This window comes from Sphingomonas hankookensis (assembly GCF_001619955.1).
Classification (GTDB): domain Bacteria; phylum Pseudomonadota; class Alphaproteobacteria; order Sphingomonadales; family Sphingomonadaceae; genus Sphingomonas; species Sphingomonas hankookensis_A.
Genome location: NZ_LQQO01000021.1, coordinates 61,217 through 74,961, shown reverse-complemented (window position 1 = coordinate 74,961; position 13,745 = coordinate 61,217). Strand labels below are relative to the sequence as shown.

Here is a 13,745-nt window from a genome sequence, read left to right as displayed (position 1 = left end):
CCATGGCAAAAAGCACCCGCCAGTATGTGTTCGAAGGCATGGAACTGTTGCCTTCCGCGTTGATCCCGTTCGTGGAAAAGCGCCTGGAAAGCTCGATCAAGGGCCATTGGCAGCTAGAAGTGGTCCAGCGCGTTCAAGGGCTGCGCCCCAATTCGAAGGGCGACGTGGGCTGGGACCAGCAAGGTCTTCTCAAGACGATGATGGCCTTCTGGAAGGACGCCTTCGCCACGGTGCTGGGGCATCCCGAGCGTTCGTACGTGTCGGAATTGCTCGATGTCCGAAACAAGCTCTCGCACAACGAGACCTTCACCTACGACGATGCCGACCGCGCCCTCGACTCCATGCGCCGCCTCATGGAATCGATCAGCGCAGGCGATGCGGCTGAGCAACTCAGCCGGATGCGCGACACGATCCTGCGCACCAAGTTCACCGAGCTTCAGCGCAACGAGGAGCGGCGTAAGACCCAGCGCCTCGAGATTTCGGTCGAAACGGTCGCCGGTCTTAAGCCGTGGCGTGAAGTCGTCGAGCCGCACCAGGATGTGGCGACTGGCGAGTTCCAGCAGGCGGAGTTCGCCGCAGATCTCGCCAAGGTCCATTCGGGCAGCGCTCCCGCAGAGTATCGCGACCCGAAGCAGTTCTTCAGCCGTACCTACCTGACGGAGGGCTTGAGCACTCTTCTGGTCGGCGCAGCCAAGCGCTTGTCCGGAACCGGCGGCGACCCGGTGGTTGAACTGCAAACCAACTTCGGCGGCGGCAAGACCCACTCGATGCTGGCGCTCTACCACATGGCAGGCACGACACCGGTGCAGGACCTGTCTGGCCTCGACCAGCTGCTGGAGACCAACGGCCTGACGGTGCCCAGTGGCATCAACCGGGCTGTCCTCGTCGGCACGTCGCGTGGCCCGCAGGACGTGCTCAATGCTGATGGCGGCCGGAAGATCAGGACCACCTGGGGCGATCTTGCTTGGCAGCTGGGCGGTGCCGACGCTTTCGACATGGTCGCGGAGAATGACGCGACCGGGATCGCACCCGGCTCGAACCTTCTGGAAGCGATCTTCAAGAAGTGCGCCCCATGCCTCATCCTGATCGATGAATGGGTCGCCTACTTGCGCCAGATCTACAAGGTCGAGGGGCTGCCATCCGGGTCTTTCGATGCCAATCTGTCGTTCGTCCAGGCGCTGACCGAGGCGGTGAAGGCCAGCCCCGGCACGCTGCTGGTGGCGTCCTTGCCGGCGTCGCAGATTGAGGTCGGCGGCGAAGGCGGCCAGGAGGCCTTGGCTCGTCTCAAACAGACGTTCAGCCGCGTCGAATCCTCATGGCGACCGGCCAGCCAGGAGGAGAGCTACGAAATCGTACGCCGGCGCCTGTTCAAGGAAATCCCCGGCGACCGCTTCCACCATCGTGACAACACGTTGAAGCAGTTTGCGAAGCTCTACCGCGAGAACGCCAATGATTTTCCGCAGGGCTGCGCCGATGAAGATTATCGGCGCAAGCTGGAGAAGGCATACCCGATCCACCCCGAACTGTTCGATCAGCTCTATACCAGCTGGGGATCGCTTGAAAAATTCCAGCGCACCCGCGGTGTGCTCCGATTGATGGCGCAGGCCATTCACGAATTGTGGATGAGCGGCGATCCCTCAGTCATGATCATGCCGGGCAGTGTCGCCATCAATTCGCCGCGCGTGGAACCCGAACTGCTGCATTATCTTGATGTCAGCTGGCAATCGATCATTGCTGGCGACGTCGATGGCACGGCTTCGACCCCATACAAGATCGACCAATCGGCGCCCAACCTCAACCGCTACTCGGCAACGCGCCGTGTCGCCCGCGCCATCTTCATGGGCACGGCCCCTACTCACCAGCAACAGAACACGGGCCTCGACGACAAGCAGATCAACCTCGGCGTCGTGCAGCCGGGCGAGCGGCCAGCCATTTTTGGCGACGCATTGCGGCGCCTGACCAATCAGGCCAAGTTCATGCACTCGGACCTCGGGCGCTACTGGTATTCGATGGCGGCCAGTCTGAATCGCATTGCGACGGACCGAGCGGCTCAGATCGAAGCAGCATTGGTCGATGTGACGATCGACGCAGAGCTGACCAAGTACGTCAATGCGCTGCCCGATCGAGGACATTTCGACGCCGTGCAGGTTGCACCGGCAGGGTCGGCCGAGGTGCCGGATGAGGCCGGTGGAGTCCGGGCGGTGGTCTTGGGTGTAGCGCATCCGCATAATGGCCGGGAAGGCTCGGAAGCGTTGGTTGAAGCCAAGGAAATCCTGATGCAGCGCGGCAGCACGCCGCGCGTGTACCGGAATATGCTGGTATTCATCGCAGCCGATGCAAAGCAGCTCGACAACCTCAAGGACGCTGTTCGCGCATCTCTCGCTTGGAATGAAATCGTTCGGGATACGGATCGCCTCAACCTCACACAGAGCGATAGCGCTCTGGCCAAGGCAAAGCTCGCCGAAGCCAACGAAACGGTGAAGACGCGGCTCAAGGAAGCGTGGTGTTACCTTCACTATCCGGCGCAAGAAAGTGCGCAGGCAGACCTTGAATGGGTCTCCGGCAAGATCCCCGCCCAAGACGGATTGCTTGCTCGCGCCAGCAAGAAGCTGATCGGCGAAGAAGGGCTGTTGACCGAACTCGGCCCGACGCGGCTTGATAGGGACCTGCAGAAATACATCTGGAACGACCGGCCCCACCTGCAACTGCGGGATCTGCGCGAATACCTCAACCGCTACATCTACCTGCCCCGTCTCAAGAATCAGGACGTGCTGATCAGGTCTGTGCAGTCCGCAGTCAGTGGGATGCTGCCTGGGCCGTTTGCCTATGCGGAGCGCTGGGAAGAATCGACAGGCAGGTATCTTGGTCTGGCGATTGATCACGCCAGCAATGCGATGATCGTCATCGACGGCGATAGCGTCATCATCAGGCCTGAAGTTGCTGAAGCGCACCGACCGGCACCGTCGCAACCCACCGAACCTCAACCGGGAACGCCGGAGACCGGCAACCCCGCCGAACCGGGCAGTCAAACGCCGGGTCAGGAACCGACCCCGCCTGTCGAGCGCAATCCGACCCGGTTCAGTGGCACGGTCATGATCTCACCAGATCGCCCCGCCCGTGACATGCACCAGATCGTCGAAGCCATAGTCGAGCAATTGACGACGCTCCAAGGCAGCAAGGTGACTCTGCGGCTCGAGATTGAAGCAGAAGTGCCCGCCGGCCTCGATCGCGCCAAGGTTCGCACACTCATCGAAAATGCCAATACCCTTGGCTTCGCGGAAAAATCTGTCGAGTGACGCAAGCTCGAATTTCTTACAGTGTGGCCCAGATATTTCTCCAAATTGGAGAGATATCTGGGCAGCTCTCTGAACTGTAAAATCTGTGCTTAAGTTCTCGTTTCAATGCACTACATTGCTGATGATGAATTTTTTCATTGAACACGAATGCTGAACTTGGCTCAATTGGCATAAGGGAGCGAGTTTGGGGGCGGATGCATGACGATCGAGGTTCGGCAGCTGCGCTACGCAGTGCTGACGGCAGACATGAGCAGTTTGTCCCGGGCTGCGGCGGCGCTCAACATGCGACAGGCGACGCTCAGCCAACGGGTAACGCAGCTTGAGGATCAGCTGGGAATCAAGCTCTTCACTCGGTCTACGCGCGGCGCTGAGCCGACCGAAATGGGCAAGGTATTCATCGAATCCGCCCGGCGTATCATCACCGATATCGACAATCTGCAAACCACTGCGCGGGCGGTCAGTTACGGCGAACAAGGTCGGCTCGCGGTTGGCTACAGTTCGTCCCTGATGGCCGGAAACCTCAAGCAGACCTTCTCGGATTACCTGGTGCGGTTTCCCGACGTTCAATTCGATGGCGTCGAAGCTGGTCCCGAGCGCCTGCTCCATCGCTTGCAAGCCCGGACGATCGATGTCGCGGTGGCTCCGACAGGTATGGAAGAGGCGGGGATACGGTCGCGACGGGTCTGGTCGGATCGTCTGATGGTGACTCTGCTCGACGGTCATCGCTTGTTGCAGAACGAACGCATCTATTGGTCTGACCTGCGGCGCGAAGTGTTTGTCGTCCCCGGCAGTGGGGTTGGCCCTATCATTTCAAACCTGCTGGCCGCGCGCCTGACCGAGCAAGGCTACCGCCCCAATATCATTGTCCAGGATACAAGCCTGGAAAGCGTCCTCAGCATCGTGTCGGTCGGGCGTTTCATCACGATCGCGACCGAAGCTTCACAGGGCGTGACATGGCCCGGGCTCAATTTCCGGGAAATCCATGATCAAGGTGGAACGGCCCGCCTGGAGTTTTCGGTCTACTGGCGCGAGGACAATGAAAATCCCGCGCTGCAACGCTTCTTCACGCTCATCAACGAGCGCTACCCCGCCTGAGAATTTCGACGCCCTTTGGCGAAGCCCCGGTCGGTGGCAATAAATCGCTCCAGCATGGGCGGGACAAGCCTTTCGACCGTGGGCGCCCCCTTCGGATCGCCCCCGTTCACCGCAAGGGCATAGGCGGTAAGATCCCGGTGCAGCCGCGCTGGCAGTTCGAGTGTCAGACGTACAGGCTTTTCGTCGGCAAGATCGGTCAGTTTGAGCCGGGTCATCGCGCTTCTCCTGTCTGAAAGGGCTCAAGGATCAGGTCACGCGTGACAATGATCCGGAGAGCAAACCCCGGACGCACGGTAAGGGTGGGTGGAACATTGAGCTGCCGCTGCACCACCTGCCGCCCCGTCTGGCTAACGGTATCCTGTGTGCCGTAGCGCAGTGCCCGGACGAGATCGCTCTCATCACTGGCGACCAGTTCCGTGCCCGCGCCGAGCAGTGTTGAGATCAGGGCAGCCTTAAGCATGTTGCCCCAGTGGAAGTTGGTGCGATCCTGAAGGCCGGCCATACCTGCGACATCTGCACCGGGAAGCCGGTCGAGCAGGATCGAGTGCCCACCCGGGAGGATGAGCCTGTCCCAGGCCAGCAGTACGCGGTTTTGCCCGGACGCAACGTCGCTGTCGTACTCGCCGATCAGACGCGCCCCTTGCGGAATCAGCAGGATGCGTCCGGTGGGGCTGTCATAGACATTCTGCGTGACCTGCGCCGTGATCTGGCCAGGGAGATCCGAGCGAATTCCCGTGATCAACGCAGCGGGAATGATGCTTCCTGCCTGCACGACGTTGGGAGACCCAAGCCGCATAATGCGCTCGGGGCTCTCTGTCCTACGATCCGCCCTTCGCTCCAAAAATGAACGGCGACTGGTCGACGGTGAGGCAGGAGCGGCCTGAGCCGCCTCACCGGCGGAATTGGCAATCGCAGGTATTGCGTTAGGCGCCGCATCGGCTCGATTCTCGTTTTCCCGTGTTCCCCCTGCCAGAAACAGCTGACTCGTGCGCGCGCTGTCGCGCTCCTGCGCGGCCCGTTCCCGCGATTGCTCCGCAGCTATCTGCCTTGGATCGGACGTTGCTGTGTCATTAGCTGGCGGTCCGATTGGGGGAATCGGGACATTTTGACCACCCTGTTGTGCAGCGACGATTGGCCTTCCCAGATCACCTGGTAGCGGAGGCCCTAGTTTGGGGACATCGCTATAGTTGGCTGGCGCGCCGGTCACCTGATCAGCGCGGTTCCGGCTGTTTGTATCGAAGAGGTTTTCTGGCGGTACAGGCGACTTGGGCTGAAGGGCATAGATGAGCGAACCGCCAATGGCGACGCTGGCAGCCACGCCGAGCGTGGCAAGAGCCTTTCGCGATAGCCGCATTACGCGTGGCGGCTCTCCGCCAAGGCGAAAGCCGTCGGGGCTGGTCGGCGCCATTGGGGCTTCTGCTTCCGGCTTTTCATGCAAATCCTTGAGCAGCTCGTCGGCAGATGGCTGATGATGAACCTGGGAGGATGTGATCATGCCCGCCCCCTGCTGCGGGGAATTTCGCGTACGATGCGAACCTGACGTGCGTTGCGGCCGGCACCGAGCCGCAGCTCGGCTTTATCGAATAGCCGGTCTACGACCATGTAGCGCCCTCGCACCCGATAGTTGACGAGTTCCGCCGAACCGTCTGCGCCGATTACGAAGAGGGGTGGCATATCACCGTTGGCGATGCTCGCGGGGAACTCGATGAAGACCTGGCGTCCGTCATCAAAGACCCGCAATGGTCGCCATTGCGGCCGGTCACCAGACATGCGGTAGTCAAAGCTAAGCGCTGAAAAGTCGATTCCTGCCGCAACCGGGGCGCTGCGTTCGGCTTCGGCCTCAGCGCTGCGCAGAGCAATGAGGGCATCCTGCGGATAGGTCCAGGAGACGGCTGCCATATAGGTGGACGTCGTGGCGCTCAGTTCGAGGTGATAGGTACGACGATTGGTGTTGATGACCAGATTGGTGCTGATATCGGCCCGCGTTGGCTTCACCAAAATGTGGACGCGGCGCGTAAGGCCGGTGCCGCTCACTGTATCTCCGATGATCCAGCGGACTGTATCGCCCGATGCTACCGGCCCCGGCCCCACAAGCTCCTCGCCTTCTTGAAGCATGATATTCGTGACATGCCCCGGTGAGGTGTAGATCTGGAACAGCGCGCCTTCAGCATAGGCATATTGCTGGATCGCATTGAAATAGCTTGTCCGCTCCGGCTGCACGCGCGCCGCAGCGTTTGCGCGACCGATACGTGTTCGCGGGTCTGCAGGTTCGGCAGTGGGCGGCGGCGTCTGCGCAAAAGCTCGAACGGGTGCCCCGCTGGCAATGACAGGGACAGGGATGTTTCCGAGAGCGGTTACCGACAACAGAAGCGACAGGCGCAGCGCGCGTGAATGGGGGATCATTGGCTAAGCTCCTTTGACCAGTTGATGGCGTTGACAAACAGGCCGAGCGGATTCTTGCGCAGCGCGTCAGGTGTTCGTGGCGGCTGCACGACCGTGGTTAGAATGGCGGACCAACGTGTGGTTTCGATCAGCGCCCCGTCTTGATAGCGCCTCTCGGTCCATGCGACGCGGAAGCTGTCGTTCGAGGCACGGATGACGCTTGAGACATCCACTGCGACCTGCACCTTGCCGACTTGGGCGAAAGGATCGTTGCCACGCGCATAGTCGTTGAGCGCCTGTGCGCCGCGGTCAGTGGTGAAGTCGTAGGCTCTGAGCCAGTCCTGCCGCAACACAATGGGATCGGCCGGAATGGAGCGCACCTGCTCGATGAAACGGGCGAGGTGAAAAGCCATTTGAGGATCAGTTGGACGAAAATCGGCGTCTGCCGGAGCAATGGCCTGAGCCTGTCCCAACTTGTCGACTTCGACCACCCATGGGGTGATTGTGCCGCGTGCGGATTGCCAGACCAGACTTCCCGCAAGTCCACCCGAAAGCGCAAGGCAGCCAAAGAATGCCAGGCGCCAGTTTTTCGCCTGGACGCGTGCGGAGCCAATACGATCGTCCCACACCTGCGCTGCGCGCTGATAGGGAGTGACGGGTTCGGGACTTGCCCCGTAGCGGATGGATGGACGTCGAAACATGGTGATGTCCTCGTGGATGATTTCAGCTCTTGTCGGTGATGTCGGGGCCTGAGCCGCTGCCATGGCTGTCGCCGCCCTTCAGCGTGTGCGTGGCAATGGAGGCGCCTTGGCCCATGGTCTGCCGGCGCCGCATTGCTGTTGCCCAAGCCGGTGGACCGTCAGGCGTCGCTGTTCCGTCTTTGGGAGCGTCAGCCTTCGCCGAGGCATAGTTGGCCTTGAGGCTATTGGCTGCGCGCTTGAGCGGCGAGGTTGCAGCGTCGGCGGCCGATTTCGCGACGTTGGCAAAACCCGATGCCGCTGCGGCGCCGCCAGTCTTGCCGGCGGCGCCTGCTGCGTAGGCGCGCGAGGCACCACCCGCGGCGCGAGCGCCTCCAGTGGCAGCTCCTGCCATGGCCGATCCGGCGGCACCCGCAGCAAGCTTGGCGCCCGCGATACCACCAGCCAATGTAGCACCTGCAGCAATCACCGTTCCTGCCGCCGCGCCTGCGCCGAGCTGCGGGCCACCGGCAACGATGCCGTTAGCGATGCTGGGACCAAAAATGCCGAGGCCGAGCAGTGTCAATGCAGCCAGAGCAATGGCCATGACCTGCTGGATGTCAGGTTCGGCGCCAAGCCCGGCGTTGATGAACTGCGCAAAAAGAGTGGTGCCGATGCCGGTGATGACGGCCAGCACGAGGACCTTGATCCCCGACGAAATGATATGCCCAAGAACGCGCTCTGCCATGAAGGCGGTGCGTCCAAAGAAGGCAAACGGTAGCAGGACGAAGCCTGCAAGCGTGACCAGCTTGAACTCGATGATCGTGACGAAGACCTGGATTGCCAGCACGAAGAAGGCGATTACGACGATCACCCAGGCAATCAGCAGGATGAGGATCTGCACGAAGTTTGTGAAGAGCCCTACCGGTCCGACGAGGTCTGCGGTCGCATCGATCAGAGGCTGTCCGGCATCAAGCCCGGTGGCGGCGACGACACCGGGGCGCATGAAATCGCCAATCGCCATGCCGCTGCCGCTGGCCTGGAGGCCGAGACCGGCAAAGCTCTGGAGCATGATCCCGGCGAGGTTCGAGAAGTTGCCGATGATGAATGCGAAAGTGCCGATATAGAGCGTCTTCTTGATCAGACGCTGCAGGACATCCTCGTCCGTGCCCCAAGCCCAGAACAAGGCCGCCAGCGTGACGTCGATCACGATCAGGGTCGATGACAGGAACCCCACCTCGCCGCCCAGCAGGCCAAAGCCACTGTCGATATATTGGATGAAGACCGCCAGGAACTGGTCGATCACGCCGGTGTCATTCATCGGTGACCATCCCTTCCATGGAAAAATCGCTGGCGTTCGGCATCCCAGACGGCGTCGCACCCAGATTCCGGCATGGTGATTGTCCGACAGCGCCTGAGTTCGGCGGCATGAGGGTCGGGAGACGTTGCCTCGTCAGCGACAAGGATGGTCGTCGTTGGCACCACTGGCGACCGCGTTGCCGAAGCAATCGCGATCGCCATGAGGAGCCCGCCAAGTGCTGCGGCCGCCGCCAACTTGACCGACCGGCTCATGTCAGTTGCGGGTCCGGAAGCGGCGGAAGCGCTCGCGTCCTTCAGCCTCAGTCGCTGCACTGCGGGCAGCTTCCAGTGCCTGTGCGCGGCCCTGCGCCGCGATGACCGCTGTCAGATCGGCAAGCTGCTGGGTCTGCAACGCGAGCAGCTGATTTCCCGCCTGTGCTGCCTGAAGAGCGCCTGTTGCCGACTGGCTGGCACCAACAAGCGTCGTGATGGTGCTGCGGGTCGCGCCGAGATTGCCAACGATCCCGGCCTGAACCTTCATGGCATCTTCAAACGCGCCGACGCTGTCCTGCCAGCGGGCATCGGCATTGGCGACCATCTGAGCCTGTCCCGCTGACAGGGCTGCGCCCTTGTAGCGACCGTTGAACACCTGCTGGACGTCGGTTACATCGTAGGCGATCCGCTGCGCCTGGTTGAGCAACTGCCGTGTCTGATCGACCTGTTGCTGGAGCGTCTGGATCGTCGACACCGGCAAGCTGGCGAGATTGCGCGCTTCGTTGATCAAGCTGGTCGCCTGATTCTGGATCTGCTGGATCTGGTTGTTGATCTGCTGCAGCGTCCGGGCGGCGGTCAGCACGTTTTGCGCGTAGTTGCTGGGATCATAGACAATCCCGCCGAACTGGGCCTGCGCTGGCGCGGCGATCATGGTGCCTGCCACCAGCGAGGTGGCGATTGCCGTCGCCATGAGGGTGCGGCGGAGGACGGGAATTTTCATGGGAGGATTTCCTTTCCGTTGAGTGCGGGCGGCGGGGGAGGAAGCAGTTCGGCCGCCCATGCGAGGCTGCGATGCCGGAGCCAGGCCGCGGCAAAACCGTCGCGGCCATGGGCAGCGACAAGTTCGGCAATGCGGAGCTGGTCGGATTTGGAGGATGCCGCGCTGAAGGCGAGTGCGACCTCGCCAAGGCCAAGTTCGAACAGGCGATTGCCGCGCCGTGACTGGCAGTAATAATCGCGCTTCGGCGTGGCCCGGCTCAGGATCTCGATTTGCCGGTCATTCAGTCCAAACCGCTCATACACCTTGGCAATCTGGGGTTCGGCGGCCCGCTCGTTAGGCAGAAATATCCGCGTCGGGCAGCTCTCGATGATGGCCGGCGCGATAGCCGAGGTCTCGATGTCGGCAAGGCTTTGCGTGGCGAAGATGACGCTGGCATTCTTCTTGCGCAGCGTCTTCAGCCATTCGCGCAGTTGTGCGGCAAAGGCCGGGCTATCGAGCACCAGCCAGCCCTCATCGATGATGATCATGGTTGGCGAGCCGTCGAGCCGACCTTCGATCCGGTGAAACAGATAGGCGAGAACAGCCGCAGCCGACGACGCGCCGATTAGACCCTCGGTCTCGAATGCCTGGACCGGGGCCTCACCAAGACGTTCCTGCTCGGCATCAAGCAGCCTGCCCCAGGGGCCTCCGACGAGGTAGGGCGACAGCGCCTGTTTCAGCTCCTGCGATTGCAGCAGTACGGCTAGTCCGGTCAGGGTGCGTTCGGGCGGCGGGGCGGACGCAAGTGACGTCAGCGCCGACCAGAGATGCTCCTTTGCCGCCGGGTCAACATGCACGCCTTCGCCCGCGAACATCGCTGCCAGCCATTCCGCGGCCCAGGCGCGCTCACCCGGATTGTCGATTCGGGCGAGCGGTTGAAGCGCGACGGCCGTGTTGTCATCCTCATCTGCGCTGAGGGCACCGCCCAGGTCCTGCCAATCGCCGCCCATTCCAAGTGCTGCGGCCCGGATGGAACCGCCGAAGTCGAAGGCGAAGATTTGCGAGCCGGGGTAGCGCCGGAATTGCAGCGCCATCAGCGCAAGCAGCACCGATTTCCCGGCCCCTGTCGGGCCAACAATCAGGCTGTGGCCGACATCGCCGACATGAAGGGAAAGGCGGAACGGGGTCGAGCCTTCGGTCTTGCCGTAAAGCAAGGGGGCGTCACCGAAATGCTCGTCCCGTTCCGCTCCCGCCCATACCGCTGACAGGGGGATCAGGTGGGCGAGATTGAGCGTGGAAATGGGGGGCTGGCGGACATTGGCGTAGACATGGCCGGGGAGCGATCCCAGCCACGCCTCGATCGCGTTCATGCCCTCGATCGTGCAGGTGAAATCGCGGCCCTGGATGACCTTCTCGACCAGGCGAAGCTTCTCGGCAGCAAGCGCCGGATCGCGGTCCCAAACGGTGACCGTTGCCGTAACGTAGGCAATGCCGGCATGGTCGGCGCCGAGTTCCTGAAGCGCCATGTCAGCGTCGGCAGCCTTGTTCGAAGCGTCCGAATCCATGAGTACCGATTGCTCGTTGGTCATCACCTCCTTGAGAATGGCGGCGACCGATTTGCGCTTGGCGAACCATTGGCGGCGGATTTTTGCCAGCAGCTTGGTTGCATCGGTCTTGTCGAGCATGATCGCACGGGTCGACCACCGGTATGGAAATGCCTGCCGGTTGAGTTCGTCGAGCAGTCCGGGAAATGTTGCGGTCGGGAAGCCGGTAATGGTGAGTGTGCGCAGATGGGCTTGCCCGAGCTTCGGTTCGAGACCGCCGGTCAGCGGCTCGTCGGTCAGCAAGGCGTCGAGATAGACGGGCGTTTCGGGAACGCGGACATGCTGGATTTTGGTGGAAACAGTGCTGTGAAGATAGGTCAGCGTCGCGCGATCATCGAGCCAGCCGGCATCGGGCATGAAGCCCTCGACAAGGTGCAGTACGCGGTCCGTCCGATCGACGAAGGACTTAACCAGCTCGTTTGGGTCGACACCCGTCGCCGCCTTGCCCTCGTAGAGCCAGCTTTCGGCACGGGCCGCATCCTCCGGCGGCGGCATCCACAGCAGGGTGAGGTAGTAGCCGCTCTCGAAGTGCGCTCCCTCTTCGCGAAACTGCTCACGACGTTCCATGTCGACCAGGGCCGAAACGGGATCGGGGAAATTGCTGTGCGGGTAAGCCTGTGCGGGGACACGCTGCGCTTCGACGAACACGGCCCATCCCGAGCCCAGTCGTCTCAGGGCATTATTGAGGCGTGATGTCACGGCAACCAGCTCAGCGGGCGTGGCGCTGTCGAGATCCGGACCGCGAAAGCGCGCCGTGCGCTGAAACGATCCGTCCTTGTTGAGCACCACGCCCGGCCCCACCAGTGCGACCCAGGGGAGGAAATCGGCCAGACTGGCGGATTTGGCGCGGTATTCGCGGAGCGACATCATGGCCGCACCCACGTCGGATATTTGAGGTGACGACGCGCGACGTCGACAAACTGGGGATCGCGCCGGGCCGCCCAGACAGCGAGCGCGTGTCCGATTGCCCATATCGCGAGGCCCGCGAGCCACAGCCGCAAGCCGAGGCCAATCGCGCCCGCCAACGTACCATTGACGATGGCCAGAGCACGAGGGGCACCGCCGAGCAGAATCGGCTCTGCCAGCGCGCGGTGGACCGGCGCGTAGTAGCCCAAGATATCGTCAGCCGGTGGCATCAGATGAGCGCCCCGCCGCCAAAGCTGAAGAAGCTGAGGAAGAAGCTCGATGCGGCAAAGGCGATCGAGAGGCCGAAAACGATCTGGATCAGCCGGCGAAAGCCGCCGGACGTATCGCCGAACGCCAAGCTGAGGCCGGTGACGATGATGATGATCACCGCGACAATCTTGGCGACCGGCCCTTCGATGCTTTCAAGGATCGATTGCAGTGGTGCTTCCCACGGCATCGACGATCCACCAGCAAGGGCCGGGGTGGAAGTGGCCACCGCAACAAATGCTGCGGCAGCGGCGAGCGAAGCACGAGTGGTGCCACGCCGGAGGGCACGGGTCATAGGAGGTTTCCTTGAGTTTGGGTGGCGGGGATCAGTCGATAATCGCCGGTGACAGGGTCGAGCCCGTCGACGCGGGCCAGTTCAGCGAGACGTCGTCCCGTGCCCTCGCGCACCAGCACGGCAACGAGGTTGATAGTCTCGGCAATCAGGGCGCGCGGAACGGTGAGGACCGCTTCCTGGATTAATTGCTCCATCCGCCGAAGTGCGCCCATGGCGCTTCCGGCATGGATCGTTCCGATCCCGCCAGGGTGGCCAGTGCCCCAGGCTTTGAGCAGATCGAGCGCCTCGGCGCCGCGCACTTCGCCAATCGGGATCCGGTCAGGGCGCAGACGGAGGCTGGATCGAACCAGGTCGGATAGCGAAGCCACGCCATCTTTTGTCCGCATTGCCACGAGGTTTGGCGCGCGACATTGCAGCTCGCGGGTGTCTTCGATGAGCACGACTCTATCTGTGGTTCTGGCCACCTCGGCGAGTAGAGCATTGGTCAGGGTGGTTTTGCCGGTGCCGGTTCCGCCCGCGACGAGGATGTTGAGGCGGTCAGCCACGCCGGAGCGAAGCGTTGCGGCCTCTTGAACGGACATGATCCCGGAACCGACATAGTCTTCGAGCAGAAACACTGCGATGGCGGGCTTGCGGATCGCGAAGGTTGGTGCGGCTACCACCGGTGGCAGAAGGCCTTCAAACCTCTCCCCGCTTTCCGGCAGCTCGGCCGACACGCGGGGAGCATCGCTGTGGACTTCGGCACCGACATGATGAGCGACCAAGCGGATTATGCGCTCCCCATCGGCAGCCGTTAGCCGGTCACCGCTGTCCGAGAGACCCATACCCAAACGATCGACCCAGAGCCGCCCATCGGGATTGAGCATGATCTCGATGACCTGCGGATCGGCAAGCCAGGTTGAGATCGATGCACCCATCGCGGTGCGCAGCATGCGTGCGCCGCGTGAACGT

General features: G+C 62.2%; 13 protein-coding genes. 2 read left to right on the top strand and 11 right to left on the bottom strand.

What is annotated here, in order from left to right:
• Positions 1-2 precede the first annotated feature (2 nt).
• The gene (locus tag AVT10_RS10655) at positions 3-3,296 is read left to right on the top strand and encodes a DUF499 domain-containing protein (RefSeq protein WP_066690799.1); all 3,294 of its coding nucleotides are present in this window, start codon (positions 3-5) and stop codon (positions 3,294-3,296) included.
• 198 nt (positions 3,297-3,494) lie between these two features.
• The gene (locus AVT10_RS10650; protein WP_066690796.1) at positions 3,495-4,391 is read left to right on the top strand and encodes a LysR family transcriptional regulator; all 897 of its coding nucleotides are present in this window, start codon (positions 3,495-3,497) and stop codon (positions 4,389-4,391) included.
• Here AVT10_RS10650 and AVT10_RS10645 read toward each other — a convergent pair.
• From AVT10_RS10645 to trbB, 11 genes are all read right to left on the bottom strand, one after another.
• Entirely contained in the window at positions 4,379-4,606 is a 228-nt protein-coding gene (locus AVT10_RS10645) for a DUF2274 domain-containing protein (RefSeq protein ID WP_066690793.1), read from the bottom strand. The genes AVT10_RS10650 and AVT10_RS10645 overlap by 13 nt on opposite strands.
• Positions 4,603-5,799, bottom strand: a complete 1,197-nt coding sequence (locus tag AVT10_RS10640) for a TrbI/VirB10 family protein (protein ID WP_232307972.1) — start codon at positions 5,797-5,799, stop codon at positions 4,603-4,605. Before AVT10_RS10640 ends, AVT10_RS10645 begins: the two co-directional genes overlap by 4 nt.
• 83 nt (positions 5,800-5,882) lie before the next feature.
• On the bottom strand, positions 5,883-6,794 hold the full coding sequence (gene trbG / locus AVT10_RS10635) for a P-type conjugative transfer protein TrbG (protein WP_066690790.1): 912 nt from the start codon (positions 6,792-6,794) through the stop codon (positions 5,883-5,885).
• Positions 6,791-7,474 carry a conjugal transfer protein TrbF gene (gene trbF, locus AVT10_RS10630; protein ID WP_066690921.1) on the bottom strand — a complete coding sequence of 228 codons (684 nt, stop codon included), beginning with the start codon at positions 7,472-7,474 and terminating at the stop codon, positions 6,791-6,793. The genes trbG and trbF overlap by 4 nt, the downstream gene beginning before the upstream one ends.
• A 22-nt stretch (positions 7,475-7,496) precedes the next feature.
• A complete protein-coding gene (gene trbL / locus AVT10_RS10625; RefSeq protein ID WP_066690787.1) occupies positions 7,497-8,771 on the bottom strand; it encodes a P-type conjugative transfer protein TrbL in 1,275 nt (424 codons plus the stop codon).
• Positions 8,768-8,971, bottom strand: a complete 204-nt coding sequence (trbK-alt, locus tag AVT10_RS17815) for a putative entry exclusion protein TrbK-alt (protein ID WP_232307971.1) — start codon at positions 8,969-8,971, stop codon at positions 8,768-8,770. Before trbK-alt ends, trbL begins: the two co-directional genes overlap by 4 nt.
• 52 nt (positions 8,972-9,023) lie before the next feature.
• Positions 9,024-9,743 (bottom strand): P-type conjugative transfer protein TrbJ, encoded by a 720-nt coding sequence (gene trbJ / locus AVT10_RS10620; protein WP_066690784.1) that lies wholly within the window; start codon positions 9,741-9,743, stop codon positions 9,024-9,026.
• Positions 9,740-12,196 carry a conjugal transfer protein TrbE gene (gene trbE, locus AVT10_RS10615; RefSeq protein ID WP_066690918.1) on the bottom strand — a complete coding sequence of 819 codons (2,457 nt, stop codon included), beginning with the start codon at positions 12,194-12,196 and terminating at the stop codon, positions 9,740-9,742. Before trbE ends, trbJ begins: the two co-directional genes overlap by 4 nt.
• The gene (locus AVT10_RS10610; protein ID WP_066690782.1) at positions 12,193-12,462 is read right to left on the bottom strand and encodes a VirB3 family type IV secretion system protein; all 270 of its coding nucleotides are present in this window, start codon (positions 12,460-12,462) and stop codon (positions 12,193-12,195) included. Before AVT10_RS10610 ends, trbE begins: the two co-directional genes overlap by 4 nt.
• Positions 12,462-12,794, bottom strand: coding sequence for a TrbC/VirB2 family protein (locus tag AVT10_RS10605; RefSeq protein WP_066690780.1), 333 nt, complete (start codon positions 12,792-12,794; stop codon positions 12,462-12,464). Before AVT10_RS10605 ends, AVT10_RS10610 begins: the two co-directional genes overlap by 1 nt.
• Entirely contained in the window at positions 12,791-13,726 is a 936-nt protein-coding gene (gene trbB, locus AVT10_RS10600; RefSeq protein WP_420038505.1) for a P-type conjugative transfer ATPase TrbB, read from the bottom strand. Before trbB ends, AVT10_RS10605 begins: the two co-directional genes overlap by 4 nt.
• Positions 13,727-13,745 lie beyond the last annotated feature (19 nt).